General features: G+C 68.6%; 27 protein-coding genes. 17 read left to right on the top strand and 10 right to left on the bottom strand.

All coding sequences use genetic code 11. From position 1 onward, the window contains the following. Positions 1–14 precede the first annotated feature (14 nt). Positions 15–650: a peptidase M50 gene (locus ABZ195_RS15130; protein ID WP_355218984.1), complete on the bottom strand. Its 636-nt coding sequence runs from the start codon at positions 648–650 to the stop codon at positions 15–17. Between the two features lie 42 nt (positions 651–692). Here ABZ195_RS15130 and ABZ195_RS15125 point away from each other — a divergent pair, with 42 nt between their 5' ends. From ABZ195_RS15125 to ABZ195_RS15115, 3 genes are read left to right on the top strand one after another with little or no spacing between them, the layout of a single operon-like run. Further along, entirely contained in the window at positions 693–1,982 is a 1,290-nt protein-coding gene (locus ABZ195_RS15125) for an adenylosuccinate synthase (protein WP_355219246.1), read from the top strand. Positions 1,983–2,016: 34 nt separating this feature from the next. Then, positions 2,017–2,643, top strand: a complete 627-nt coding sequence (locus ABZ195_RS15120) for a PaaI family thioesterase (RefSeq protein WP_355218982.1) — start codon at positions 2,017–2,019, stop codon at positions 2,641–2,643. 54 nt (positions 2,644–2,697) lie between these two features. Further along, a complete protein-coding gene (locus ABZ195_RS15115; RefSeq protein ID WP_355219244.1) occupies positions 2,698–3,372 on the top strand; it encodes a hypothetical protein in 675 nt (224 codons plus the stop codon). On the opposite strand, the gene ABZ195_RS15110 is transcribed toward ABZ195_RS15115, so the two are convergent. The 3 genes from ABZ195_RS15110 to ABZ195_RS15100 are packed head-to-tail and all read right to left on the bottom strand — an operon-like array spanning position 3,358 to position 6,385. Beyond that, positions 3,358–3,546, bottom strand: coding sequence for a ferredoxin (locus ABZ195_RS15110; RefSeq protein ID WP_355218980.1), 189 nt, complete (start codon positions 3,544–3,546; stop codon positions 3,358–3,360). The two genes, ABZ195_RS15115 and ABZ195_RS15110, sit on opposite strands and share 15 nt — an antisense overlap. 11 nt (positions 3,547–3,557) lie before the next feature. Continuing rightward, a complete protein-coding gene (locus ABZ195_RS15105; RefSeq protein WP_355218978.1) occupies positions 3,558–4,766 on the bottom strand; it encodes a cytochrome P450 in 1,209 nt (402 codons plus the stop codon). A gap of 23 nt (positions 4,767–4,789) precedes the next feature. After that, positions 4,790–6,385 carry a Na+/H+ antiporter gene (locus ABZ195_RS15100; protein WP_355218976.1) on the bottom strand — a complete coding sequence of 532 codons (1,596 nt, stop codon included), beginning with the start codon at positions 6,383–6,385 and terminating at the stop codon, positions 4,790–4,792. A gap of 53 nt (positions 6,386–6,438) precedes the next feature. On the opposite strand from ABZ195_RS15100, the gene ABZ195_RS15095 reads away from it, so the two are divergent. Genes ABZ195_RS15095 through ABZ195_RS15065 form a run of 7 tightly spaced genes read left to right on the top strand, consistent with a single transcriptional unit; the run spans position 6,439 to position 10,958 of the window. Then, complete coding sequence (locus tag ABZ195_RS15095; protein ID WP_355218974.1) at positions 6,439–6,753, top strand: UBP-type zinc finger domain-containing protein; 315 nt, start codon at positions 6,439–6,441, stop codon at positions 6,751–6,753. Positions 6,754–6,776: 23 nt separating this feature from the next. Beyond that, on the top strand, positions 6,777–7,922 hold the full coding sequence (locus tag ABZ195_RS15090; RefSeq protein WP_355218972.1) for an ATP-grasp domain-containing protein: 1,146 nt from the start codon (positions 6,777–6,779) through the stop codon (positions 7,920–7,922). Further along, entirely contained in the window at positions 7,919–8,353 is a 435-nt protein-coding gene (locus ABZ195_RS15085; protein WP_355218971.1) for a lumazine-binding protein, read from the top strand. The genes ABZ195_RS15090 and ABZ195_RS15085 overlap by 4 nt, the downstream gene beginning before the upstream one ends. Positions 8,354–8,387: 34 nt before the next feature. Next, positions 8,388–8,801 (top strand): rhodanese-like domain-containing protein, encoded by a 414-nt coding sequence (locus ABZ195_RS15080; protein WP_355218970.1) that lies wholly within the window; start codon positions 8,388–8,390, stop codon positions 8,799–8,801. Next, positions 8,798–10,012 carry an O-succinylhomoserine sulfhydrylase gene (locus ABZ195_RS15075; protein ID WP_355218968.1) on the top strand — a complete coding sequence of 405 codons (1,215 nt, stop codon included), beginning with the start codon at positions 8,798–8,800 and terminating at the stop codon, positions 10,010–10,012. The genes ABZ195_RS15080 and ABZ195_RS15075 overlap by 4 nt, the downstream gene beginning before the upstream one ends. Continuing rightward, positions 10,013–10,396 carry a hypothetical protein gene (locus ABZ195_RS15070; RefSeq protein ID WP_355218966.1) on the top strand — a complete coding sequence of 128 codons (384 nt, stop codon included), beginning with the start codon at positions 10,013–10,015 and terminating at the stop codon, positions 10,394–10,396. 43 nt (positions 10,397–10,439) lie between these two features. Further along, positions 10,440–10,958, top strand: a complete 519-nt coding sequence (locus ABZ195_RS15065; RefSeq protein ID WP_355218964.1) for a hypothetical protein — start codon at positions 10,440–10,442, stop codon at positions 10,956–10,958. A 10-nt stretch (positions 10,959–10,968) separates the two neighbouring features. On the opposite strand, the gene ABZ195_RS15060 is transcribed toward ABZ195_RS15065, so the two are convergent. Then, positions 10,969–11,832 (bottom strand): SDR family oxidoreductase, encoded by an 864-nt coding sequence (locus ABZ195_RS15060; protein ID WP_355218963.1) that lies wholly within the window; start codon positions 11,830–11,832, stop codon positions 10,969–10,971. 117 nt (positions 11,833–11,949) lie between these two features. On the opposite strand from ABZ195_RS15060, the gene ABZ195_RS15055 reads away from it, so the two are divergent. The 3 genes from ABZ195_RS15055 to ABZ195_RS15045 are packed head-to-tail and all read left to right on the top strand — an operon-like array spanning position 11,950 to position 13,866. Further along, the gene (locus ABZ195_RS15055; RefSeq protein WP_355218961.1) at positions 11,950–12,447 is read left to right on the top strand and encodes a GNAT family N-acetyltransferase; all 498 of its coding nucleotides are present in this window, start codon (positions 11,950–11,952) and stop codon (positions 12,445–12,447) included. Then, positions 12,444–13,556 carry an LLM class flavin-dependent oxidoreductase gene (locus ABZ195_RS15050; protein WP_355218959.1) on the top strand — a complete coding sequence of 371 codons (1,113 nt, stop codon included), beginning with the start codon at positions 12,444–12,446 and terminating at the stop codon, positions 13,554–13,556. Before ABZ195_RS15055 ends, ABZ195_RS15050 begins: the two co-directional genes overlap by 4 nt. 19 nt (positions 13,557–13,575) lie before the next feature. Beyond that, positions 13,576–13,866, top strand: coding sequence for a hypothetical protein (locus ABZ195_RS15045; protein ID WP_355218957.1), 291 nt, complete (start codon positions 13,576–13,578; stop codon positions 13,864–13,866). On the opposite strand, the gene ABZ195_RS15040 is transcribed toward ABZ195_RS15045, so the two are convergent. Beyond that, positions 13,859–14,590, bottom strand: coding sequence for an MBL fold metallo-hydrolase (locus tag ABZ195_RS15040; RefSeq protein ID WP_355218956.1), 732 nt, complete (start codon positions 14,588–14,590; stop codon positions 13,859–13,861). The two genes, ABZ195_RS15045 and ABZ195_RS15040, sit on opposite strands and share 8 nt — an antisense overlap. A gap of 59 nt (positions 14,591–14,649) precedes the next feature. On the opposite strand from ABZ195_RS15040, the gene fgd reads away from it, so the two are divergent. The 3 genes from fgd (at position 14,650) to ABZ195_RS15025 (ending at position 19,028) form a co-directional block, all read left to right on the top strand. Continuing rightward, positions 14,650–15,660, top strand: a complete 1,011-nt coding sequence (gene fgd, locus ABZ195_RS15035; protein ID WP_355218954.1) for a glucose-6-phosphate dehydrogenase (coenzyme-F420) — start codon at positions 14,650–14,652, stop codon at positions 15,658–15,660. Between the two features lie 135 nt (positions 15,661–15,795). After that, positions 15,796–17,883: a phosphate acetyltransferase gene (pta, locus tag ABZ195_RS15030; RefSeq protein ID WP_355219242.1), complete on the top strand. Its 2,088-nt coding sequence runs from the start codon at positions 15,796–15,798 to the stop codon at positions 17,881–17,883. After that, positions 17,880–19,028, top strand: coding sequence for an acetate kinase (locus ABZ195_RS15025; RefSeq protein WP_355218952.1), 1,149 nt, complete (start codon positions 17,880–17,882; stop codon positions 19,026–19,028). The genes pta and ABZ195_RS15025 overlap by 4 nt, the downstream gene beginning before the upstream one ends. On the opposite strand, the gene ABZ195_RS15020 is transcribed toward ABZ195_RS15025, so the two are convergent. After that, positions 18,921–20,639 (bottom strand): DUF222 domain-containing protein, encoded by a 1,719-nt coding sequence (locus tag ABZ195_RS15020; protein WP_355218950.1) that lies wholly within the window; start codon positions 20,637–20,639, stop codon positions 18,921–18,923. The two genes, ABZ195_RS15025 and ABZ195_RS15020, sit on opposite strands and share 108 nt — an antisense overlap. A gap of 221 nt (positions 20,640–20,860) precedes the next feature. Between ABZ195_RS15020 and ABZ195_RS15015 the strand changes: the two genes are divergently transcribed. Beyond that, a complete protein-coding gene (locus ABZ195_RS15015; protein WP_355218948.1) occupies positions 20,861–21,784 on the top strand; it encodes a cytochrome c oxidase assembly protein in 924 nt (307 codons plus the stop codon). On the opposite strand, the gene ABZ195_RS15010 is transcribed toward ABZ195_RS15015, so the two are convergent. From ABZ195_RS15010 to glnX, 3 genes are read right to left on the bottom strand one after another with little or no spacing between them, the layout of a single operon-like run. Further along, positions 21,781–24,033, bottom strand: a complete 2,253-nt coding sequence (locus ABZ195_RS15010) for a serine/threonine-protein kinase PknG (protein ID WP_355218947.1) — start codon at positions 24,031–24,033, stop codon at positions 21,781–21,783. The two genes, ABZ195_RS15015 and ABZ195_RS15010, sit on opposite strands and share 4 nt — an antisense overlap. Beyond that, the gene (locus tag ABZ195_RS15005; RefSeq protein WP_355218945.1) at positions 24,030–25,007 is read right to left on the bottom strand and encodes a glutamate ABC transporter substrate-binding protein; all 978 of its coding nucleotides are present in this window, start codon (positions 25,005–25,007) and stop codon (positions 24,030–24,032) included. Before ABZ195_RS15005 ends, ABZ195_RS15010 begins: the two co-directional genes overlap by 4 nt. Before the next feature lie 26 nt (positions 25,008–25,033). After that, positions 25,034–26,353: a protein kinase G-activating protein GlnX gene (gene glnX / locus ABZ195_RS15000; protein WP_355218943.1), complete on the bottom strand. Its 1,320-nt coding sequence runs from the start codon at positions 26,351–26,353 to the stop codon at positions 25,034–25,036. Between the last annotated feature and the right edge of the window lie 35 nt (positions 26,354–26,388).

Here is a 26,388-nt window from a genome sequence, read left to right as displayed (position 1 = left end):
CCCACGAAACTACGTCACCGAACGGCCAACCAGCCCGTGGTGTGCCGGTAGAACGTCGACCGGCGCGCCGGCCGTGGTGCATGCACGCCGTCACGGACCACCGTCACCCCGGTGGTGCCCAACTGCGCGGCTCGCCCGGTCACCCAGCGCCGCGGTCGCAGCCCTCCGGTCAGCACCCGGGCCCGTAACCCGGGCAGGTCGTCCGTCGGTTCGATCCGCACCCCTGCCACCTCGCCGTCGAACAGCAGCGTGTCGTCGACGACGGCCTCACCGGTGAGGGTCCGCGCACCGTCGTCGGGCGGCAGCCAGAGGCCGGTGCGGGTGAGCACCGCCCCTGTCTCGTCGCGGATCAACGGCACCCGTCGCGCCGTCCCGGTGCGTGCGCGACGGGCCCGCCAGCGCCGCACGTGCGCCACCTCGACGTCGAGGCGGTCCGCGCGCAAGAGCCTGGCCAGCACGACCGCGAGGTCGCGGTGTTCGCCCAGCACGATCAGCCGGCGGGCGTCGAGCGCGGCGTCCACGTCGGCCGCGGCGCTGACATCGACGACGGGCAGTGCGGCCAGCGAACGCGGTGCTCGTCGACCGCCGAAGCGGAGGACGAGGAGGTCGGGATTCACCTGCTGGGCATCAGGTCGGATAGGGTATGTCACCGGCTGTCACAGTATTAGAGGCAGATGAGCGGGAGAAACGCGATGCCGGCAATCGTCCTCATCGGCGCCCAGTGGGGCGACGAGGGCAAGGGAAAGGCCACCGATCTGCTCGGTGGCCGCGTCCAATGGGTTGTTCGTTACCAAGGGGGGAACAACGCCGGGCACACCGTCGTCCTCCCCAACGGTGAGAACTTCGCCCTCCATCTCATCCCGTCGGGCATCCTGACCCCCGGTGTCACCAACGTCATCGGCAACGGCGTGGTGGTCGACCCCGGTGTGCTGCTGACCGAACTCAAGGGGCTCGAGGATCGCGACGTCGACACCTCGCGGCTGCTGATCTCCGCCGACGCACACCTGCTGATGCCGTATCACGTGGCCATCGACAAGGTGACCGAGCGGTACATGGGCAGCAAGAAGATCGGCACCACCGGCCGCGGCATCGGACCCTGCTATCAGGACAAGATCGCCCGCATCGGCATCCGTGTCGCCGACGTGCTCGACCCGGAGTCGCTGACCCAGAAGATCGACGCCGCACTGGAATTCAAGAACCAGGTGCTCGTCAAGATCTACAACCGCAAGGCGTTGGACCCGCACGAGGTGCGCGACGCGCTCCTCGAGCAGGCCGAGGGCTTCAAGCACCGCATCGCCGACGCCCGGCTGCTGCTGAACGAGGCGCTCGAAGGCGGTGAGACGGTCCTGCTGGAGGGCTCTCAAGGCACCCTGCTCGACGTCGACCACGGCACGTATCCCTTCGTCACGTCGTCGAATCCGACCGCGGGCGGGGCGTCCGTCGGCTCCGGCATCGGGCCCACCAAGATCACGGCGGTGCTCGGAATCCTCAAGGCGTACACCACGCGCGTCGGCTCGGGCCCGTTCCCGACCGAGCTGTTCGACGAGTTCGGCGCCTACTTGTCGAAGACCGGCGGCGAGGTCGGCGTCACCACCGGCCGGGCGCGTCGGTGTGGCTGGTTCGACGCCGTCATCGCCCGCTACGCCACGCGCGTCAACGGCATCACCGACTACTTCCTGACCAAGCTCGACGTGCTGTCGAGCCTGGAGACGGTGCCGGTGTGCGTCGGCTACACCGTCGACGGCAAGCGCACCGACGAGATGCCGATGACCCAGCGCGACATCGCCATCGCCCAGCCGGTGTACGAAGAACTGCCCGGGTGGTGGGAGGACATCAGCGCCTGTCGCACCTTCGAGGAGCTGCCCGCCAAGGCACGCGACTACGTGATGCGTCTCGAAGAGCTTGCCGGAGCCCATGTTTCGTGCATCGGCGTCGGCCCCGGCCGCGAGCAGACGATCGTGCGCCGGGACATCCTGGCGTAGCGATGAGCGCTTGTGCGAAGAGCAGAGGGCTGGAGTGAGCGAGTCCGCAGACGGTGACTACGACCGCCACGGCGGCTTCCCGCTCCTGGAACCCGTCGACCCCGGTCCGGGGTTCGGGCACTTCCTGGGCTCGATGCGGCGACTGCAGGATCTCGCCGTCTCGGCCGACCCGGACGGCGACACCTGGACCGATGCGGCCGCGAGGGTGGACGCGCTGATCGATCTGCTCGCCCCGTTCGAGGCACCCGAGGGCGTCGGCCCGGCCAACCGGGTGCCCGCGCTGCCGGGGGCGGGCAGCCTGCTGATGGCGCCGTACACGATCACCGGCATGGCATCCGACGGCGTGGACCTGACCGTCCGGTTCAGTCGCTTCCACGTGGGGGGCAACTCCGCGGTGCACGGCGGAGTGCTGCCGCTGCTGTTCGACTCGATCTTCGGGATGGTCATCCACGCGGCGGGCCGCCCCATCAGCCGCACCGCCTTCCTACACGTCGACTACCGCAACGTCACACCCATCGACACCACGCTGACCGCGCGTGGCTGGATCCGGGAGACCGACGGCCGCAAGGCGTTCGTCAACGCCGAACTGCGGCAGCCCGACGGCACGCTGTGCGCCGAGGCCAACGGTTTGATGAGCCGGTTGCTCCCCGGCCAACCCTGACCCAAAGCGCGGTCCACGTGTCACCATGACCCGGTGACCGAACGCCGCGCCTCGATGCCGAACCGCTTGTCGACGCCGCGCGCCGCGGGAGCGGCGGGGGTTCTGTTCGCCGTGTTGTTCGCAACGTCGTTGACGCTCATCAGGATTGCGCTGCCCAACGGCGGCGCCCGAGGGTCGCAGTGGGCCGACGGCGCCGAGGGCAAGCTCAAGGTGGCGGCGCTCCTGATGCCGTTCGCGGGCATCTCCTTCCTGTGGTTCATCGGCGTGGTGCGCGACGGCATCGGCAGGTTCGAGGACAGGTTCTTCTCGTCGGTGTTCCTGGGCAGCGGGTTGCTGTTCCTCGCAATGATGTTCGCGGCCTCGGCCGTCGGCGCCGGTCTGGTGGCCACCCGCCGGTTTGGTTCCGAGCCGGCCGTGCAGGACGCGGTGGTGGCCTTCGGGCAGGCGCTGCTCGTGACGTTGAGCAACACCTATGCGCTGCGGATGGCGGGGGTCTTCATGTTCTCCCTGGCCACGATCTGGCTGAAGACGCGGTTGATGCCGCGCTGGCTGGTGTTCGGCACCTACGGCGTGGCGGTCGTCGTCCTCGTCGCCAGCGACGTCAGCATGTGGTTCGCGCTGGCGTTCCCGGCGTGGGTGTTGGTGGTCAGCCTGCTGGCGCTCTCCCGCGCCGGCGTGATCGACCTGCACCGCGACGACCCACGACCGCGAGCCTCACGCCAGGCGTAGCGCCTGGGCCGGGCAGACGTCGACCGCCTCGCGCGCGTGGCCCTCCTCGGCCTCGGGCACGTCCTCGGCGAGCAGCATCACCACGCCGTCGTCGTCCTGGTCGAACAGCGCCTCGGAGATCATCACGCAGTTGCCCGACGAGACGCAGGCGTCGCGATCGGCTTCGAGTCTCACGTGATGACCCCCTAGAAGCCGACGGCCAGCGACCGCAGGCCGTAGATGAAGTGGAACGACCGGAACGCGACGTCGTCGAAGTCCTCGGCGAGCGCGAGGCGCGGGAAGCGGCGGAACAGGGCCGGCCAGGCGATCCGCATCTCCATCCTCGCCAGCGGTGCGCCGAGGCAGTGGTGCACCCCGTGGCCGAAGGCCAGGTGCCCGGCGGCGCCGCGTCGGATGTCGAAGGTGTCGGGGTCGTCGGTGAACTCGGGATCCCGATTGGCCGACGGCAGCGAGGCGAACACCAGTTGTCCCGCGGGAATGGTCACCCCTGACACCTCGACCTCGCGCGTCGACACCCGGGGAATCGAGGTTTGCACGATCGAGAGCCACCGCAGCAGTTCCTCGACGGCCGGCCCGACGGCGTCGGGATCGTCGCGCACGGCGGCCAACTGGTCGGGGTTGCGCAGCAGCGCGAGCGTGCCCAATCCGAGCATGTTCGAGGTCGTCTCGTGGCCGGCGAGCAGCAGCAGTCCGGCGACGCCGATGAGCTCGTCGTCGCTCAACTCGTCACCGTGTTCGCGGATCAGCATGCCGAGGATGTCCTCCCCGGGGTGGCTGCGGGCGCGCGTCACCAGCGACTGCATGTAGGCGCGGCCCTGGCGTTGCATCTCGAGGCGCTCGGGCATCGGCAGCGACAGGTCGAGCTGACGTACCGAGCGGGCCTGGAAGTCGGCGCGGTCCTCGTACGGCACGCCGAGCAGCTCGCAGATGACCAGCGACGGGATGGGCAGGGCGAAGTTCTCGACCAGGTCCGCCGGCGATCCTGCGGCCTCCATGGCGTCGAGGTGCTCGGTGACGATGTCGGTGATCCTGGGCTCGAGGCGCTTGATGCGGCGGATGGTGAACTCCGGGGTCAGCATGCGGCGCAGCCGCTGGTGTTCCGGAGGGTCGAGGCCCAGCAGGTTGCCCGCCCGGCTGCTGGCCAACTCCTCCTCGGACAACACGGGGGCGCCGGGGACGACGAAACCCGGTGGCCGCGAGTTGGAGAAGCAGTCGTGGTCGGAGAGCACCCGCTTGACGTCGTCGTGCCGGGTGACGAGGTACACCGGCATCCCGAGCGCGTTGACCACCCGTTCGACGCCGACCACGCGCCGGATCTCGCTGAGCTCGGGGGTGGGGTCGAAGGCGTTGCGGCGCATGTGCACCGGTGGCAACGAGGGAGCCGATGTGGTCATGACTTCGACGGTACCGACGGTTGTCAATCGCGGTCGAGCGTCGCCTCTTCGAGGTCGAGGCCCCTGAGCACCGACCGGAGTACCTCGTCGTCGATCCGGCCGGCGTCGCGCTCGGCGATGAACGTTGCCCGCTCGGCGCGCAGCATCTCCAGACGCAACCGGCGGAACGCGGCCGCGGGGCCTTCGCCAATCTCGTCGTCGCTGCGGCCCAGCTGTTCCCACGCCGCGTTGCTGCGACGATCGTTCCAGTGGCGCAGGATGGTGGCGGCGCGTTCGGGGACGTCGGTGTCGAGGCGCTGATTGGCCATGATCTGGTCGAGCCGGTCGGCGGCGGCCTGGGCCGCCTTGGTCTGGGCGGCGGCCTCGGCGAGGGCGTCCTGGTGGGCGTCGTCGCCGGGAACGTCGAGCACCTTGATGATCCAGGGCAGGGTCAGACCGTGCAGCAGCAGCGTGCCGACCACGACCACGAAGGTCAGGAACACCAGTTGCGGCCGCCCCGGGAACTCCTCCCCCGACAGGGTGGTGACGGGGACGGCGAACGCCGCGGCGAGTGACACCACCCCGCGCATCCCGGCCCAGGCGACGATGAAGACCTGCGACTTGGTGGGGGCCTCCTCGTTCTCGGCGATGCGGCGCGACAGCCTTCGGGGGACGTAGGCCATGAGGAACACCCAGACGATGCGCACCCCGATCACCGTCGCCAGCACCGCCGCCGATGCGATCGCCAGCACCTGGGCGGAGATGCCCTTGAGCTCGGCGACGACAGTCGGCAGCTGCAACCCGATCAGGAGGAAGGCGAACGACTCCAGGACGAACTGCAGCGTCTTCCACACCGCGGTGTCTTGCAGGCGCGTGGCGTAGCTGGCCTTCGTCGAGCGCTGACCCAGGATCAGCGCGGCCACCACGACGGCGATGACGCCCGAGCCGTGCACCTCCTCGGCGAGCAGGTAGATGAAGAACGGCGCCACCAGACCGAGCGCGCTCTCCACCAGGGAGTCGCCGAGCCACCCCCGGACGTAGACGATCAGCGAACCCGTCACCCACCCGATGACGGTGCCGCCGACCGCGGCGAGGGCGAAGGTGAACACCGGCGTACCCCAACTCGAGGCGGTGCCGATCGCCGCGGCGAGGGCGACCTTGTAGGCAGTCAGAGCCGTGGCGTCGTTCAGCAGGCTCTCGCCGCCGAGCAACGTCATGATCTGCCGGGGCAGGCCGAGCCGCCGGCCGATTGCCGTGGCGGACACCGCGTCCGGTGGGGCGACGATGGCACCGAGGGTCAGCGCCGCGGCCAGGGTCAGCTCGGGCACCGTGTGATAGGCGACGATGCCGACGGCGAACGTGGTCACCAGGGGCAGCCCGACGGCCAGCAGGCCGATTCTGCGGGTGTTCTTGCGCATCGCGACGTAGCTGCTCTCCAGGCCCGCCGACCACAGCAGCGGCGGCAGGATGACGAACAGCACCAGGTCTGGTTCCAGCTCGATACCGTGCACGCCGGGGATCAGTCCGGCCAGCAGCCCGGCCACGACCAGCGCCAACGGACCCGAGACGTCGTACCGGCGCGCGATCCCGGCGAGCACCACCGACGCCACGAGCACCGCGAGCAATGAGGCTCCACCCACGCTGCCAACCCTTCCGTCCATCAACCGACCGGGGCCGCCCTATTGTTGACGGCATGCGGAGGAGAACGCGACAGCGCGACGTGAATTCCCCGCCGGCCCCCTCGACGTGCGAGCACTTGGCCGAGGCCGTCGACGCGGCCGAGCCGGAACCCCACACGCCCGGCAGGTGCCAGGAATGCGAAGAACTCGGTGAGAGTACCTGGGCGCACCTACGGATGTGCCTGACGTGCGGGCACGTCGGGTGTTGTGACTCCAGCCCGCACAAGCACGCCAACCGCCACTTCCACGAGACCCAACACCCCGTCATGCGCTCGGTCGAGCCGGGCGAGGAGTGGCGGTGGTGCTACGTCGACATTCGCCTCGGCTGAGCGTCTGGCAGGGTGGTGTGGCGATGAGTGAAAGCACCGATCGACCCACCACGACGGTCCTGCTGCTTGGCGGCGGTGACACCGGTCCCGAGCTGGCTCTGGCCTTCGAACGCCTCGGTGTCGCGGTCGTGCGCGTCGCCGAATGCGCCGACGCCGAGTCGATGAACGCACTGTTGGACGACCACCGGCCCGACTACGTCGTCGCGGTGTCCCCCGAGGTCTCGCCCGCGGCGCTCATCGCCGCGGCCGAACGCGACTCGGTGGAGGTGTTCCCGACCCCTCGTGCGACGCGTCTGGGCGCCGACCGCGAGGGGTTGCGCAAGCTGGCCGGTGACGAACTCGGCCTTCCGACGGTGCCGTTCTGGTTCGCATCCTCGGCCGAGGAACTGGCCGCCGTCGCCGACCACGCGGGCTTCCCGCTGGTGGTGACGCCGTTGTTCGGCGCGGTCTCCGACGGGCAGTCGGTGCTCACCCGCGACGACGACGTGGAGGCGGCGTGGCGCCGCGCGGCCGCCGCGCTGCCGACGCCGCAGAACCGGGTGATGGCCGAGACCGTCGTGGAGGTCGACGAGGAGATCACCCTGCTGACCGTGCGCTCCACCGAGCCGTCCGGTCCGGCGGTGCAATTCTGCGAGCCGATCGGGTTCCGGCGGGCAGGAGCGAAGCGACCCGGGGAATCGAGTGCGCGGGACGCGCGGGCCACCGGGGGGCCGCTGGAGATCTGGCAGCCGCAGCGGTTGTCGCTCGCCGCCCTCGACGCGGCCAGGTCGATCGCAGCCCGCATCGTGCACTCGCTGGGCGGCCGAGGGGTGTTCGCGGTCGAACTGCTGGTGCGTGGCGACGAGGTGTACTTCGCCACGGTCGACGCGCAGCTCTGCGAGGTAGGCCTGCTAACCCTTCGCTCGCAACGTCTTTCGCAGTACGAACTGCACGCCAGGGCGATCCTCGGGCTGTCGCTGGACACCATCATGATCTCCCCGGCCGCCGCGGAGGTCGGCGCTCGCCGCGACGTGTCCGTCGGCAATCTCACCGAAGCCCTCGACGTGCCGGAGAGCGATGTTCGACTGCTCGGGTCGGCGTCGGTCGCGATCGCGACGGCGCCCGACGTCGTCCGGGCCCGCGACCGGGCGCATCGCGTGTCGACCGTCGTACACGGGCTCGGGTCGTGAGCGAGCCGGAACCCGACTCCGACCGACCGAGCATCGCGCCGTTCCTCGGTGGATTCGCCGTGTTCGCGCTCGTTCTGATCGGAATAGTCCTGTTCAACGTGTTCGGGTCCGACACCACGACACCGGGGGACCAGGTGGCGAAGGCGGCCGTGGGCCAGAACGACGCGTTGCAGCGGCAGGACTTCGGGAAGTTCCAAACGTTCACCTGCCGCGCCGCGCAGGGAGCCGAGGCCGACTTCCTGGCCCGCCAACGCGATTCGGTGGCCAAGAACGGCGAGCGCTATCTCGACGACGTCACCGACATCACCGTGGACGGTGGTCGCGCCTCGGCGACCGTCACCTATCACTTCGACAAGACCGCCGACGTGAAGACACCGGCGCAGGTCGCATTCGTCCAGGAGGACGGGGCTTGGAAGGTCTGCCCAAGCTAGGGCGGCCCCAGCCGGCTGTGGGACACTCGCGGTCGTGAGCTATGCGGGAGACATCACCCCTGAAGAGGCCTGGAAGCTGTTGGCGGAGCACCCCGACGCCGTCCTGGTCGACTGTCGAACCGAGGCGGAATGGCGTTTCGTGGGCGTGCCCGACGTCTCGTCGTTGCAGCGCGAGGTGCTCTACGTCGAGTGGAACCACTCCGACGGTTCGCACAACGACCGCTTCGTCGACGATCTGGTCTCCGCGGGGGTCACCCCGGGTGAGCGTCCCGTCGTCTTCCTGTGCCGCTCGGGCAACCGTTCCATCGGTGCGGCCGAGGCCGCGACCGGTGCGGGCATGACGCCGTCCTACAACGTGCTCGACGGCTTCGAGGGCAACCTCGACGAGGCGGGTCACCGCGGTGCGAGTGGCTGGAAGGCCGTCGGCCTGCCGTGGAGGCAGTCATGACCGAACCGGTGCCGAGCGTTCGCATCCCGAAACCGTTGCCCGAAGGCGTCAGTCAGGCCACCATCGGCGTGCGTGGCGGTCTGCTGCGGTCGGAGTTCGAGGAGACCTCCGAGGCCCTGTATCTCACCTCGGGCTACGTCTACGCCTCGGCCGGCGACGCGGAGAAGGCCTTCACCGGCGAGATCGACCGCTACGTCTACTCCCGCTACGGCAACCCGACGATCTCGATGTTCGAGGAGCGCTTGCGGTTGATCGAGGGCGCACCCGCTGCCTTCGCGACCGCCACGGGCATGGCCGCGGTGTTCACCGCGCTAGGTGCCCTGCTCGGGGCGGGTGACCGTCTGGTCGCCGCCCGCAGCCTGTTTGGTTCGTGCTTCGTGGTGTGCAGCGAGATCCTGCCGCGCTGGGGCGTCGAAGTCGTCTTCGTCGACGGCGAGGACCTCGCGCAGTGGGAGCAGGCGCTCTCGGTACCCACGCAGGCGGTCTTCTTCGAGACCCCGTCCAATCCGATGCAGTCGCTGGTCGACATCGCCGCGGTATGCGACCTCGCCCACGCCGCCGGCGCAAAGGTGGTGCTGGACAACGTCTTCGCCACCCCGCTGCTGCAGCAGGGCATGCCCCTGGGGGCTGACGTCGTCGTCTACTCCGGCACCAAGCACATCGACGGGCAGGGCCGCGTCCTGGGCGGCGCGATCCTGGGCGACGAGGAATTCATCGACGGTCCGGTGCAGAAGCTGATGCGCCACACCGGACCGGCGATCAGCGCCTTCAACGCGTGGACCATGCTCAAGGGCCTCGAGACGCTGGCGGTCCGGGTGAACTACTCCAACGCCTCGGCGCAACGCGTCGCCGAGTTCCTCGAGGGTCACTCGGCGGTCAGCTGGGTGAAGTACCCGTTCCTGGAGAGCCACCCGCAGTACGACCTTGCCAAGCGTCAGATGCGTGGCGGTGGCACCGTGGTCACCTTCGAATTGGCCGGAGGCACCAAGCAGAGTGCGTTCGACGTGCTCGACCAGTTGCGGGTCATCGACATCTCCAACAATCTGGGTGACGCCAAGTCGCTGATCACCCATCCGGCCACGACGACGCACCGCGCCATGGGCCCGGAGGGCCGGGCGGCGATCGGACTTGGGGACGCGGTGGTGCGGGTGTCCATCGGGCTCGAGGGCACCGAGGATCTCGTCGCCGATCTGGATCAGGCGCTGAGCTAGGTGTCGCGTTCGAGTGCGGCCAAGAAGGCTCGGCGCAAGAAGCGTCTCGGTGCGCGAAACGAGGCCTGGCTGCCCGCCGACGTCCACGCCGACATCAAGGGCGTGGGCCGCATCGCCGACGAGATCATCCCGCGCGGATGGGAATTCGACACCGACTTCTCGACCGACGAGTTCGTCACCTGGTACTACCCGCCCTCGGCGGTCGACGAGTCCGACGACGTCGACGAGTCCGTCGAGCCGGTCACGCGCATCTGGTTGACCGACCCCGACGAGCCGCACGTCATCCTGGTCGGATCCGGTGAGGACGGGGGAGGCGACGTGGCACTGTCCGTCGAGGAGTTGTTCGCCCGGCTCGACGAGTTCGAGGCGCACCGCGCGAGCTGACCGCTGGCCCAGCCTTGTCGGGGCCCGGACGTACCCTCGTCCCATGTCGGGCTCCGATCGCCTCCTGTACTACCTGAGAGGTGTGCCGCGGGGGGTCGCCGGGGCACCCGACACCATCGAGATACCCCGCGTGTACGAATCCGAGGACGAGGCGCGCTCGGAGTTGGGCGTGGTCATGACGCTGAGCCGCATGGTGCACGGCGACGTGATCGCCGACGCCGCGAGTTGGTACCTGCAGATCGCCGACGTCGGCAGCGCGCCGGATCTCGACGAGGAGCAGGTGTTCCACGGGTACCTGCTCGCCGACACCGTCTACCCGCTGGCCGGCGGCTGGCGCGACCTGCTTCAGGCTCTGGTCTGGGAGCCGTTCCTCCGGGAGATCGAACAGCGCCGTGCCCATCGCGCACGGCTGCCGTGGTCGCCAGACATGTTGGGCCAGTTCAGTATCGAGACGTGCCGTCCGACGTGCGCGATCGACTACTCGTTCTTCCGGTTCACGCCGGTGGACTCGGAGTTGCTGGTGCGCCCGCTTGATGTCTACGTGACCGAGCCGTTGTTCTAGAGCGTGCGGGTCAACTCTCGCCGGGCTTCTCCAGCACGCCGACCGCCGCCTGGGCGCGATCCTCGTAGGCCTTGCGCGCCGCGGTGTCGAACTGCAGGAACACGTGGTCGTTGCCCATCTGCTTGGACAGCCAGCGCCGGCCGCGCGGTCCGAGCATCGAGGTGACGGCGCCGACGAAGCGCAGCGGGCCGGGGACCGACACGTGGGTCTTGGGCTTGTCGAGGGACTTCACGATGGCCGCGGCGATGTCCTCGGGTTCGACGGGCTTCTGAGCGCCGGTGTTCTTGGTGCCCGAGATCAGCTCCGTGTTGGTGAACGTCGGCAGGATGCACGTGACCTCGACGCCTTGGGGAGCGAACTCGTCGGCCATCGCGGTGGACAGCCCCACGACGGCGAACTTCGTGCCGGCGTAGACGACCTGCCCGGGTACCGCGACCATGCCCGCCATCGAGGCGATGTTGACGACGTGCCCGCGCCGGCGGCGCACCATCTCGGGCAGCACGAGTTGGCAGCCGGTGAGCACGCCGTAGAAATTGACCTCGATCGAGGAGCGGATCGACTGTTCGGACTGTTCGAGGAACGGGCCGACGGGCATGACGCCGGCGTTGTTGATCAGGACGTCGATGTGGCCGTCGCCGTCGGCGCGGGCCTTGTCGAGGAACATCTCGAACGACTCGCGGTCGGTGACGTCGAGGGGGTAGCCGGTGACCTGGCCGTATCGGGCCAGTCCGGTGACCGCCGACTCGAGGACCGCGACGTCGCGATCACCGATGACGACCCGTGCGCCGCGGTTGAGGAGAGCGCGTGCGGTGGCGTGTCCGATACCGCGGGCGGCTCCGGTGATGGCGACTGTCCTGCCCCTGATGTTGTCCATGGAAGAAAACTTTACACGTGTCAAGTTTGGATCCCAAGAGCGGATTGTTTCGATCAGCACGAGGCGAAGGGCGCCGACCGGAATGCGGGCGGTCCATTCGCGGTAGACATGGAGGTGATGACTCTGCCCACCGTCGATGGACTGCGCTTCGTGGCCGTTGGTCAGGACGACGAACTCGCCGAGCCGTTGATGGCGGAGCTCGCCGTCGAGTACGCCACGCGCTACGGAAACACGACCGAGAAGGTGTCGGCGTGGCTGCGCGGCTACCCTGCCGCCGAGTTCCAGGAGCCCGGCGGCGGCATGCTGATCGGCGTGCTCGACGGCATCCCGGTGACCGGTGGCGCGTTCCGGCGATTCGACGAGCGGACGGCCGAACTCAAGCGGATCTGGACCGACAGCGGGCACCGCAGGCGGGGGCTGGCGCGGACGCTGCTGCTCGCCCTCGAAGCCGAGATCGCCGCGCGCGGCTACCGGAGGGTTTACCTGACCACCGGGGACCGCCAGCCGGAGGCCGAGGCGCTGTACCTGGCCGCTGGCTATGCGAAACTCGCCGAGCCACTGCCCGCCGAGGGCGAGGTCTATGCGATCGCCTTTCTCAAGGAGTTGGCGCCGTGAACGTGCCGCTGTCCATCCTCGACCTGTCGCCGATCAGCGAGGGCGCCGACGCCGCGACGGCATTGCGCAACACCGTCGACCTGGCTCGGCACGCGGAGCGGTGGGGCTATCGCCGATACTGGCTCGCCGAGCACCACTTCGTCTCGGTGGCGAGTTCCGCACCCGCGGTGCTGATCGGTCAGCTGGCCGCGGCGACCTCGCGCATTCAGGTGGGCGCGGCGGCGGTCCAGCTCGGCTACACCACCGCCGTGGCCGTGGTGGAGAGCTTCGGCATCCTCGACGCGCTGTACCCGGGCCGCATCGACCTCGGGGTGGGGCGCTCTGGTCAGCGCCGCCGCGAGGCGGTCGCAGGGACGACGCCGAAGGCGCCCCGGTCGCCCCGGGTCTGGCGCGAGGTCGACGGCGTCGTCGTCCCGAAGCCCTTCGACCTGAGCCTGATGATGCGCAACCCGCGCCTGCGCGCGCGGGCGTCGGTGCTGCAGCAACCCGAGGCCAACGCACCCGACTTCGCCGACCAGGTCGCCGACATCCTGGCCATGATCGAGGGCACCTATCGCGTCGGCGAGGTGGAGGTGCACGTCGTCCCCGGTGAGGGAGCGGCGTTGCGGCCGTGGGTGTTCGGCAGTAGCAAGGGTCAAAGTGCGCGGGTGGCGGCCACGTTCGGCCTGCCGTTCGTGGCGAGCTACCACATCACGCCCGCCACGGCGCTGGAGGCGGTCGAGGTCTACCGCGAGAACTTCCGGCCCTCCGCGGAGCTGCCGGAGCCCTATGTCGTCGTCTCCGCCGACGTCGTGGTCGCCGAGGACACCGCCACGGCCGAACACCTCGCGTCGAGCTTTGGGCAGTGGGTCCACGCGATCCGCGCGGGGGACGGGGCCGTGCCGTATCCCGACCCCGCGTCGACCGCCCCCTTGACGGCCGACCAGTTGGAGGTGGTCGAGGATCGCACCGCAACGCAGTTCGTCGGCGACCCGGACGAGGTCGCCCACCGCCTGGAGGCGTTGCAACGGCTCAGCGGCGCCGACGAACTGGTGATCACCTCCGTGACCCACGATCATGCCGACCGGTTGCGCTCCCACGAGCTGATCGCCTCGCGGTGGGGGTTGTAGGGGCCGTTACCCTCGAACCGTGCTGTCGGAGCTGACGGTGGGCTGGTTACTCCTCGCCGCCGGTCTGTTGACCTTCGTTGCCGGTGTGGGCCTTCGCTCTCACGTCGGCCGACGGCCCGACGATCGAATCGGCAGGGTGCTGAGCAGGTTTCGGGAGTCCGCGGTCGGCAGCGTCCTCTACGGACCCGTCGCCTCCGACGCCCGCGACCCCGAGGAACTCGACCAGACGGTTCTCATGCCGACGATCGTGCTGGGCTGCGGCTTCCTGCTGACCGCGATCTTCCTACTCGGCTACGGACTGCTCACGTAGCGGCGGCTTGCGTCGCCGCCTCGCGAACCGGGCCACGCCACGCCGGGCCGTGACCGGGCAGCAGCACCTCGGCGTCCACCGCTGCCAACGCCGACAGACTGCGAACGCAGGCAGCCTGGTCGTGGTTGAACAGTCCGGGCAGCAGTTGCGGTCCGCGGCGCGTCGACACCGGATGACCGGTGATCAGCGCGTCGCCGCTGATGAGCACGCCGTCGACCACGTACGAGCAGTGCCCACCGGTGTGTCCCGGTGTCGGAATCGCCCTCGGAGTGCCGGGTAGCGCCGCGGCGACCTCGTCGGTCAAGGCGCGCGCGGTGGGGATGGCGCCCCGGCTCAGCGCACCGATGCGGGCGATGTTCAGTGACCACGTCAGGTACTTCGGCTGCCACGCCTTGGCGGCCAGGGCGAGCGGCGACACCTGTTCGAGGTAGTCACGATGGGCATGGCCGACCTCGCCTGCGTGGCAGAACACCGGTGTGCCATGGGTTTTCGCGAACCAGATGGCTGAGCCGAAATGGTCGACGTGGGCGTGGGTGAGCAGGATCGCGTGGATGTCGTCGACGTCGAAGCCGAGTTGGCGCACCGAACCCAGGACCTCGTCGCGCTGGCCGGGGAACCCGGCGTCGATGATCACCACACCACTGCCATCGGTGACCAGCGTCCAGTTGACCAAGTCGGTCTGGGCGAAGTGCACGGAGTCGGTGATGGCTGTAAGGGCCGCCATGCCAGGAGTGTAACGAGACGGGTGGAATACTCCGTCCGCCCCAGGAGTAGAAAAGAAGCGTGGCTGAACTCAAGTTGGGATACAAGGCGTCGGCGGAACAGTTCGCCCCGCGGGAACTCGTCGAGCTGGCCGTGGAGGCCGAGGCGCACGGGATGGACAGTGCGACGGTCAGCGATCACTTCCAGCCGTGGCGTCACGAAGGCGGGCACGCGCCGTTCTCCCTGGCGTGGATGACCGCGGTCGGTGAGCGCACGAAGCGGCTGGTGCTCGGCACCTCGGTGCTGACCCCGACCTTTCGGTACAACCCGGCGGTGATCGCGCAGGCGTTCGCCACGATGGGGTGCCTGTACCCCGACCGGATCTTCCTCGGGGTGGGTACCGGTGAGTCCCTCAACGAGATCGCCACCGGATTCGAGGGCGAATGGCCGGAGTTCAAGGAGCGCTACGCGCGACTGCGCGAGTCGGTGCGGCTGATGCGCGAGTTGTGGCTCGGTGACCGGGTCGACTTCGACGGCGACTACTACAAGACCAAGGGCGCGTCCATCTATGACGTGCCCGAAGGTGGCATTCCGATCTACATCGCCGCGGGCGGGCCGCAGGTGGCCAAGTACGCCGGCCGCGCCGGTGACGGGTTCATCTGCACCTCCGGCAAGGGTGAGGAGCTCTACAGGGACAAGCTGATCCCGGCGGTCAAGGAGGGCGAGGAGGCCGCGGGCAAGGCCCCGGATGCGATCGACCGGATGATCGAGATCAAGATCTCCTACGACACCGATCCGGAGTTGGCGTTGGAGAACACCCGATTCTGGGCGCCGCTGTCGCTGACCGCCGAGCAGAAGACGAACATCCACGATCCGCTGGAGATGGAGAAGGCGGCCGACGAGCTGCCCATCGAGCAGGTCGCCAAGCGCTGGATCGTCGCCTCGGATCCGGACGAGGCCGTTGCCAAGGTCAAGGACTACGTCGACTACGGACTGAACCACCTCGTGTTCCACGCCCCGGGTCACGACCAGCGCCGGTTCCTGGAGCTGTTCCAGCGCGACCTGGAGCCGCGTCTGCGCAAGCTCGGCTGATTTGGCAGGCTGGCACTCGTGACCTCAACGAGTGCGGCCTCCGAATCACAGTCTTCGCGCGAGCGCTCATCGGAATCACAGTCTTCGCGCGAGCGCTCATCGGAATCACAGTCTTCGCGCGAGCGCTCATCCGCCATCTATATCGCGTCACCCGAGGGCGACACCGGCAAGTCGACGATCGCGCTCGGCATCCTGCATCGCCTCGCCGCGACCGTCGCCAAGGTGGGGGTGTTCCGACCCATCACCCGGGTTCCGGCGGGGCAGGAGCGCAGCGACCGGGTGAGCGGTCTGGGCGAGGACCGCGACTACATCCTCGAGCTGCTCCTGGCGCACACCACCGCCGGGCTGAGCTATGACGAGTGCGTCGGCGTCGACTACCAACGGCTGCACGACGATCCCGATGCGGCGTTGTCGGAGATCGTGGACCGCTATCACCAGGTCGCCGAGCGCTGTGACGCCGTGCTCGTCGTCGGCAGCGACTACACCGACGTCGCCTCGCCCAGCGAGTTGTCGGCCAACGCGCGCATCGCCGTCAACCTCGGTGCCCCGATCGTGCTGGCGGTGCGGGCTGCCGACCGCACCCCGGATGAGGTCGCCCACGTCGTCGAGCTGTGTCTGGCCGAGATCGCCGGTCAGCACGCGCACACCGCCGCCGTCGTGGCCAACCGGTGTGACCCGGCGGAGCTGACGGCCGTCGCCGAGGCGCTCGAGCGGGTGGCGCTCAAGAGCTACGTGTTGCCGGAGGAGCCATTGCTGATCGCGCCGTCGGTCGCCGAGCTGACCGAGGCCGTGCATGGGGCGGTGCTCAGCGGTGACGAGGATCTGCTGAGCCGGGAGGCGCTGAGTGTCCTCGTCGCAGGGATGACGGCCGAGCACGTGCTGGAGCGCTTGCGCGAGGGGATGGCGGTGATCACCCCGGGCGACCGCTCCGACGTGGTGCTCGCCGTGGCGAGCGCGCATGCCGCAGAGGGCTTTCCGTCGCTGTCCTGCATGATCCTCAACGGCGGGCTGGCACTGCATCCGGCCATCGCAGCGCTGGTGTCCGGGCTCGGGCTGCGGCTGCCGGTGGTGACGACCGACCTGGGCACCTACGACACGGCGCGGGCGGTGGCCTCCGCTCGAGGTCGCGTGACGGTCGATTCGCAACGCAAGATCGACACGGCGCTCACGTTGATGGACACCTACGTCGACACCGCGGATCTGCTTGCACAGCTGTCGATCTCGGGTCCATCGGTGGTGACCCCGCAGATGTTCACCTACCAGCTGCAGGAGCGGGCGCGCTCGGACCGCAAGCGAATCGTGTTGCCGGAGGGTGACGACGACCGGATCTTGAAGGCGGCGGGCCGCTTGCTGCAGCGGTCGGTGGCCGACCTGACGATCCTCGGCGACGAATCCGCGATCCGTGCCCGGGCGGCTGAACTAGGCGTGGACCTGTCCGCGGCCACGGTCGTCGACCCGCAGACCAGCGAGCTGTGCGACCAATTCGCCGAGCAATACGCCGAATTGCGCAAGCGCAAGGGCGTCACGGTGGAGCAGGCGCGCGAGATCATCCACGACGTCTCGTACTTCGGCACGATGCTGGTGCACAACGGCATGGTCGACGGAATGGTGTCCGGCGCTCGGCACACGACCGCGCACACCGTGCGGCCCTCGTTCGAGATCATCAAGACGCTGCCGAACGTGTCCACGGTGTCGAGCATCTTCCTGATGTGTCTGGCCGACGAGGTGCTCGCCTATGGCGACTGCGCCATAGTGCCGGATCCGACGGCCGAGCAACTCGCGGACATCGCCATCTCCTCGGCCCGCACCGCCGGGCAGTTCGGCATCGAACCCAGGGTCGCGATGCTGTCCTACTCGACGGGTACGTCGGGAACGGGCGCCGACGTCGACAAGGTCAGGACGGCAACGGAATTGGTGCGATCGCGGGAACCCGATCTGCTGGTGGAGGGTCCCATCCAGTACGACGCGGCGGTGGAGCCCTCGGTGGCGGCCACGAAGATGCCGGACTCCAAGGTGGCGGGCCGAGCGACGGTGCTGATCTTTCCCGATCTCAACACCGGCAACAACACCTACAAGGCAGTGCAGCGTAGCGCGGGTGCCATTGCCATCGGGCCCGTGCTGCAGGGTCTCAACAAGCCGGTCAACGATTTGTCGCGGGGTGCGCTCGTCGAGGACATCGTCAACACCGTGGCGATCACGGCGATTCAGGCTCAGGGCAAGTGAGCGCCGAGCGCACCGTCCTGGTGCTCAACTGCGGTTCGTCGTCGCTGAAGTACGCCGTGGTGGAACCGGATTCGGGACGGCAGATCGCTGACGGGATCGTCGAGCGCATCGGTGCCGGGCCGGTCGCCGACCACGAGGCCGCCCTTCGGGCGGCGTTCGACGAGTTGGCCGAGGCTGGGCTGGAGCTGGATTCGCTGGGGCTGGTGGCGGTGGGGCACCGCGTCGTGCACGGTGGCCCCGACCTGTACCGGCCGACGGTCGTCGACGACGCCCTGATCGCCACGCTCGAGACGCTGGCCCCGCTGGCGCCGCTGCACAATCCGCCGGCGATCCTGGGCATCGAAGTGGCCCGCAAGGTGCTGCCGGACCTGCCGCACGTGGCGGTATTCGACACGGCGTACTTCCATGATTTGCCCGCCGCTGCCGCGCAGTACGCGATTCCGCGGGATGTGGCCGAGCAGTGGCACATTCGACGTTACGGATTTCACGGCACGTCGCATCAGTACGTGAGCGAACAGGCCGCGCAGTTCTTGCAGGTGCCGGTGGAGTCGCTGAATCAGATCGTGCTGCATCTCGGCAACGGGGCGTCGGCGTCGGCCATCGTCGGTGGTCGCCCGCAGGACACGTCGATGGGTCTGACGCCGATGGAGGGCCTGGTGATGGGCACGCGGTCGGGTGACGTGGATCCGGGCGTCATCATGTACCTGAATCGCACCGCGGGCATGAGCATGGCCGACATCGAGACGATGCTCAACCGGCGCTCCGGTGTCCTGGGCCTCGGCGGTGAGATCGACTTCCGTCAGCTGCACCGCCGCATCGACGCTGGTGACCCGGACGCCCAATTGGCCTATGCCGTCTACATTCACCGGTTGCGCAAGTACATCGGTTCGTACCTGGTGCTGCTGGGCAACACCGACGTCATCACCTTCACCGCGGGGGTGGGGGAGAACGACGCCGCGGTCCGCCGCGACGCGCTCAGCGGTCTGGCGCCCCTGGGCATCGAACTCGATGAGCATCTCAACGACAGCCCGGGTCGCTCACCCCGACGCATCTCCTTCGAGACGTCTCCCACGACGGTGCTCGTCATCCCCACCGACGAGGAACTCGCCATCGCCCGAGCCTGCGCCGGCGTCGTCGACGCCTAGCTCCAGTGCGTTGAGTTCGCGTTCGCGGCGGATTCGGTCGGCCCGCTCGTGGGCGCGGGTGATTCTGCGCCGCGGCATGGTAAGTCCGGTGGTGTGAGCCACGGGTCTGCCGGTCGTCGTCACCGTGGCAGTGGGTTTGGACAGTTCCGGAAACAGCAGCCTGCTGCCTGGTGTGGTGATGAATTCTTGGCCGTCCGGTGCAGTCCAGATAATGGTGCCGTCGTCGAGTTGGCCTTCGCGCCAACCATTCTCACCACCCCAGAACGTCTTGAGCAGGTGATGTCTTCGGCATAGGCATTTGAGGTTGGATGCCGTGGTAGGTCCGTGGGGCCAGGGGATGGTGTGGTCGATGTCGGTCTGGGTGGCGGGCATGCGGCAGCCCGGGAAGCGGCAGGTCATGTCGCGGCAACGGACGAAGTCAGCCAGCTTCTTCGACGGTCGGTAGCGGTTCTCCGGTGGGGCTTGCCCGGGGTGCACGATCGGGGTGATGGTCGCTCCGATGGTGGCGCGGCGGGCGACGGCACCGGGGAGGAATTGACCGCCCATCAACGCTGCGGGGCGCAGGTTGGCCAGGGTGCCGGGGGTCGGGGTCATCGCCTCAGTGAGGGTGAGGTCACGAAGCGGCTTGTCGAATAGCGGTGGGTGGTCGCCGTCGAGGGCGGCGGATTCGTCGGTGGGAGGCATGGTCGTGGTCGGCCGTGACTCGCCGTGTGGCGCAAGTGCGTCATCGACGGTAGGCGCGTCGGCGCCCGTCTCCGGTGGCGGTGCGGGAGTCTCGGGTTCGGGTTCGGGTTCGGGTGCGGGGTCGGCCAGGGTGTCTTCACTGGCGATGAGGTAGACCACCACTCCCGACGCGGGTGGGTTCTGGGCGGCGGGGCAGTCGTCGGTGCCGCAGAGGCACGCCATGCGGTCGTTCCCGCCAGCGCCGAAGGCGTCGGCGCGGAGTTGGTCGGCGGTCCGCGGGTCGGCGGGGCAGACGGTGGCGGCCAGGGCTCGCAGTCGGGCCTGCAACGCCTTCGCGTCATGGGCGAACAGCGTGGCGTACAGGGTGGCCATACCGCTGCCGTCCTCGTCGATGGAGATCTCCACCGATCGACTCCGCGCCTTGGTCTCGGTCCGCCGCACCGCCTGCGGATCCACTTGGGCGACGTAGGCGTCGATCGTCTTCTCGGTCTTGTCGACCGACATCGGCTCCCAGTCACCGAACGCCTCGGCCAGCAGAGCGTCCAGCGCCCGTAGGGCGTCGGGGTCGATGACCAGGGCGCCTCGCGTCACCATGGTCTTCACCAACGCATACGTGATCAGTCCGTCGGCGAAGACCGCCGCCACCCTGGGAAAGCGTTCGTGCAGCGCGACCGCGACCAATAGCTGGTGACTGGCCGCACCAGACGTGATTCTCTGTGCGGCGCCGATGTGCGCGGCGACGGCGTCGACGTTGTCCAGGCACCATTGGTCGCGATCCGCGGATCCTGACGCGGCATGGGCCTCGTCGAACATGGCCGCCATCGTCGCCACCCGACGGGCGCACGCCGCGTTCTCCACCCGCGACCACGACGACAGCGCCCCGGCACCACGGGTGCCGGTCGCCGCGTCCACCAATTGATCAAACATATGTTCGATTTTAGCGACGGAGACCGACGTTCGACACTGCAAGAACGCGAGCTGTGGATGAATCGCCGGCCTGTGCACAACCCCGGGCACATGGCTCGAAGATGTCGGCGGGCCATGGCAAATGGCCGGACCAGGGCACCGACGCCGGTGACTGAATCAACCCCCTGTGAAAGACACAGGGCCACTGGCTAATTCCCAGGTTCGAGCCGTAGCGTCGCTCGGTGTCATCGCCAGCCCACAACCCGCTGACCGTTCAGGTCGCGGTCGAGTCGTGGCAGGTGGACCCCGCCGCGCTGCTGCTCATCGTGGCCCTCGCCACCGGCTACGCGTGGTGCCGCAGAACCGCCGGCGATGACGCACCTCCGGAACGCGCTCCCGCGTACTGCTTCACCGCCGGCCTCGTCACGTGGCTCCTCGCCACGTCGAGCGTGATCGCCGTGTACGCGCCCGTGTTGTTCTGGATGCGATCTCTCCAGGTGCTCGTGCTGTTGTTCGTCGTCCCGTTCCTTCTCGCCCTCGGCAGGCCCGTCACCACACTGCGAGCCGCCCTGTCGCAGCGCGGCCAGGACCGGGTGGATCACGTGCTCGCGTCACGGGCGTGCCGGATCGCGGCGTCGCCGCTGTGCACCTCGGCGGCGATGCTCGGCCTGCCGTGGTTGCTCTACCTGACGCCCTGGTACGTCGCGTCGATGACGGGAGCCGTCGCGACGCTGACCCGAATCGCGTTGGTGGTTGTCGGCTTCGGTTACTTCTACGCCCGGGTACAGAGCGATCCGGTGCCCCGCCGCTATCCACCGCTGCTCTCCGTGGGCATCAGCGTGGTGGAATCTCTCGGCGACGGATTGCTGGGCCTGGTGCTCTGGCTGGGCCCGGTGATCGCCTACCGGTACTACGAAGCGCTGCAGCGCGATTGGGGCCCGAGCCCGCGGACCGACCAATCCGTCGGGGCCGGTGTCCTCTGGATCGTCGGCGACGTCCTTGGGGTGCCGTTCCTGGCCGTGCTCTTCCGGCGATTGTCGAGCCACGAGAAGACCAGAGCGCGGGAGGTCGACGCCGAGCTCGAGGACGACGTCGCGGAGACGGCCCAACCCGCACTGTGGTGGGAAGCCGACCCGCAGTTGAACCAACGCTTCCGGAGGGGCTAGAACGTGCTCATCGGTCGCACGCTGTTGGCGAGATCGACCAGCGCGTAGCGGTGTTCCTGCGTCGGCGCGACGCGGGAGAGACCCCGCAGCGAGGCCTCCACCCCGAGTCGCAGACCATGTTCGGTGAAGGGGAAGCCGAGGATGTGGTTGGTGCTTGCCTCGTTGTCGGCCAGCCAGTCCATCGCGGTGCCGAGTACCAGCGCCCGGATCTGCAGCACCCGGGGTTCGGTGTCGGGCAGCACCTCGACACGTCGTGCGGCGTCGCGAATCTGCTGTTCGGTGATCTCGCTACCGGAGCGGCCGGACAACAACGTCACGGCACTGGTCAGTCGCGCCGTGGTGAAGTGCCGGGAGGTGGGCGGCACCTGGTCGAGCGTGGTGACGGCCTCGTCGCGCAGGCCTGCGGCGGATTGCGTTCGAGCCAGCCCGAAGCCGGCCGAGATGATGCCGTTGTCGGTGTTCCACACGGTCTTGTAGAACCGGCGCTCATCGGCCGCCCCGCACAGTTCGGCGGTGGCTGCCAGTGCCAACTTCGGGGCGAGCTCGCCGGGCAGGGTGTCGAGCACCTCGGTGAAGTGCTTGGTGGCGGATTCGTAATCCGCGGAGAGCAATTCGGCCACCGCGCGGAACCACGTCAGACGCCAGCGCCAGCCCACCCGTTCGCCGAGATCGTCGAGCTTGCGATTGGCCTTGGCCACGTCGCCGAGGTCGAGCAAGGCCCGCACCTCCATGAGGGGAAGCTCGACGGACTCCGAGAGGTCGACACCCCCGTCGGAGTCCAGTGACCCGTAGCGAGCAGCGCGCAGCGAGTCCAGCGTCTGCACGGGCTGGCTCAACACCGTCGCCGACAGCACCGCGGCGCCGACGTCGGCGGGGTCGACCAGCGGAACCTGCAGCGCCCGAACGATTTCCTGTGCGGTCAGCTTCTCCGAGTGCACCTGGCCGTCGAGGTAGACGTCGGTGTGGGCGACGAGCAGGTCGACGCCGAACGTCGAACGCGACGGGCTGAACACGGCCGACAGACCCGGTCGCGGCACGCCCGTGTCCTGGGCCACCACCTCGCGCAGCACGCCGATGAGCTGACCGGACATCTCCTCGGCGCTGGCGAACCGGCGCCTAGGGTCGGGGTCGATGGCCCGCTGCAGCAGACGCCCGAACGAATCGTACTTCAGCAGAACGGGATCACCCTCGGGCAATCCGTCGTCGTAGCGACCGTTGCGGGTGCGCAGCTCCAGTGTCAACGCGGCCAGGGTGCGGCCGACGGTGTAGATGTCGGTGGCGATCGTCGGCCCGGTCTTGACGATCTCGGGAGCCTGATAACCCGGTGTGCCGTAGAGGAATCCGTAGGAGTTCAGCCGCGACACCGCGCCGAGGTCGATCAGCTTGAGCTGCTCCTCGGTCACCATGATGTTCTCGGGCTTGAGGTCGTTGTATACCAGGCCCACGGAATGCAGGTAACCGAGCGCGGGCAGGATCTCCAGCATGTAGGCAATTGCCTGCGCGACCGGAAGCTTGTGCCCCTTGGCCTGTTTGAGCGACGTGCCGCCGACGTATTCCATCACGATGTAGCCGACGGGGTCGCCGTTCTTGTCGTCGTGCTCGACGAAGTTGAAGATCTTCACGATCCCCGGGTGGGTGACCTCGGCGAGGAACTGACGTTCGGCCATCGCAATGGACTGCGCCTCGGCGTCACCTGAGTGCACCAAGCCCTTGAGCACCACCGGCCGGTCGTTGACGTTCTTGTCGAACGCCAGGTAGATCCAGCCGAGACCGCCGTGGGCGATGCAGCCCTTGATCTCGTACTGGTCGACGACCATGTCACCCGGACTCAGCTGCGGCAGAAACGAATACGGGCTGCCGCAGTGGGGGCACCAGCCCTCCGAGAGCGCCCCGCCGTCCGAGGTGGAGCGACCAACCGGCTTGCCGCAGTTCCAGCAGAACCGCTTGACCTCCGCGACGACCGGATTGGTCATCAGCGCTTCCAGCGGATCCCGCTCCGGGACGCGCGGCACCTCGACCAGTCCGCCGCCGAGGCGCCGGATGGGGGACCACTGCCGCGTCAGCATCGTGGTCTGTTCGTGCGGTTCGGTCTCGACGCTGCCGACCGTGAAGCCCTCGGAGTCGTCGAAGTTCGGTCGGAAGACGGCCTGGGTGGCCATCGGCCGCAAAGTGGCCAAAGAGTCGTAGCTCATCGCGTCGGCGGGCTGAGTGCCGGGATAGGCGTCGTCGTGTTCCTCCGGTGCGCTCATTGGGATTCGTACCTCGGCGAGGGCGGCGAGGGCGCCGGGCCGAGCACCGTCAACCACTTGCGGTACAACGTGTTCCACGTGCCGTCGCGTCGGATGCGTTCCAGGGTCCCGTTGACGAACCGGACCAGGCCGGTGTTCTCCTTGTTGACCCCGATGCCGTAGGGCTCCTTGGCCATCGACGGCCCGACGATGTGCAGGTACGGATCCTGGCTGACCAGTCCGGCGAGGATCGAGTCGTCGGTGCTCACGGCGTCGACCTGGCGCTGCTGCAGGGCGACCAGGCAGTCGGCCCACGTCACCACCTCGACGATGACCGGCGGGGGGTTGATCTGCCGGACCCGTTGCAGCGACGTCGTCCCGGTCACCGCGCACACCCGCTTACCGCCGAGGTCGGATGCCTGCGCGATCGGCGAGTCCCGGGGCGCCAGGATGCGCTGGGTGGCCGCCAGGTACTCGGTGGAGAAGTTCACCAGTTCCTTGCGCGCACAGGTGATGCTCATGGTCTTGACGACGATGTCGACCTGGTTGTTCTGCAGCGCCGTGATGCGGTCGGCCGAGGACAGGATGCGGTACTCCACCTGCGAGGGCGTACCGAAGATGTCCCTGGCGACCTCGCCGGCGATGTCCACGTCGAAACCGGTGATCTCACCGGTGATCGGATCGCGGAAGCTCAGCAGGTTGCTGCCGATGTCGAGGCCGACGATGAGCCGGCCCCGGTTGCGGATGTTCATGACGGCCTCGTCGGCCTCGGCCTTGGTGCTGAACGGTCGCAGGCTCGCCGTGCAACCGCCGTAGGCCAGGTTGTCCTCCTGCGCGTCGGGTGGCACTGCCGGCTGCGGCGGCGCCTCCTGCATGCCAGCGGGGGTGGGAGGGGCGAGGGTCACGCTCGGCACGTCGTCCACGGGCGCGGTCTGGCTGCAGCCGGCGACCGTCACCACCGCTGCCACCACCGCCAGGATCCGTCGAGCCCTCATCGGAGTCATGCTCTTCGCGCGAGCGCTCATCGGTACTCACTCAACCTCGGCCACAGCCCCAACGCCACCGCGATCGCGGCGATGATGCTGAGCACCGCCGCGCCGACCGTCGCCCCCGACAGCACCCGGCGCGCGTTGACGATGTCGTTGCGCAACTGCTGGCGGCTCTCCCCGATGCCCTTGGTCAGCGCCGCGTCGAGCTTGTCGAACGCCGGGGTCGAATCATCCTCGCCGGTGCCGAGGGCCACCTGGGTGGCGGCTTGGTAGTTGCCCACCGCGATGTAGGCGTTGATCCGGTCGTCGGCGGCGCGCCACCGCCGCAGCAGTTGTTCGGCGTCGGCCAGATCGGACTTGTCGATCGCATCCTTGCGACCCAGGTAGCCGGCGAGTTGCTGCTGCATGGCGTCGATGCGCTGGTAGTACGACTGCTTGCGGACACCCTCGTCACCGCGGCGGATCAACGACAGCGTCTCGTCGGCCCGCGCCTGTTGGGCGGTGATGGCCATGGTGGTGACGGTCTTCAGCGATTCTGCCGCGGTGCTCTTGGCGCTGCGGCTGTCGGCGGTCGAGATCGCCAGTGCGGTGCCCACCCACACGATCATGACGAGCACGGCGACGCCGCCGGCGACGAAGCCGACGTTGACGCGCCGGCGGGTGCGCCTGGCCAGCCATCGGTTCGCGAACGCGCCGAACATCAAGGTCGCGAGCACCACCAGGATGACGGGGGCGGGGATGCGCGTCGAGGCCGTGGTCTCGGTGTCGACCTGCTTGCTGGTCTCCTCGTAGAGGCGTTGCGCGTCGGGAAGGATCTGCGTCTGCATCAGAGACGAGGCCTCCGACAGGTAGGACGACCCCACGGGGTTGCCCGCCCGGTTGTTGGTGCGGGCGGTCTCGACCAGGCCGGTGTAGACGGCGAGTTCTGCGTTGACGCGGCCGAGGAGCCGGACCATGTCGTCGTCGGTCAGGCCGCTGGAGGCCCGCGTCACCGCCACCGACGCGTCGGTGATGGCTTGCTCGTAGCGCTGCCGCACCGCCCGCGGCTCGGCGCCGGAGATGAAGGCGGTCGCGGCAGCCGCGTCGGCGACCGACAGCGTGGTGTAGAGCTGGCCCGCTGCGAACGCCAGCGGTTCGGTGTGGTCGAGCACGTTGGACAGCGCCTGCTGGCGATTGTTGATGGTCGTCGACGTCGCGAACGCGCACGCGATGACCATGGCGGCGAGCACGACGCCGATGGTCAGGATGCGGCCGGGGGTGGTCCAGAGGAACCACCAGCGCGGGTGTGCTGGTCTGGTCTGCGAGCGCGACGCAAGGGGCTCGGTGGAAGGATGCGCCAACTCCACGGTCACCTGTGCGTGGACCTCTGCTTTCGGTGTGCTTTCCC

It is taken from the genome of Mycobacterium sp. NPDC006124 (genome assembly GCF_040614235.1).
Lineage (GTDB): Bacteria > Actinomycetota > Actinomycetes > Mycobacteriales > Mycobacteriaceae > Mycobacterium.
Note: the sequence above shows the minus strand (reverse complement) of the source record. Positions and strands in the feature narration are given on the sequence as shown.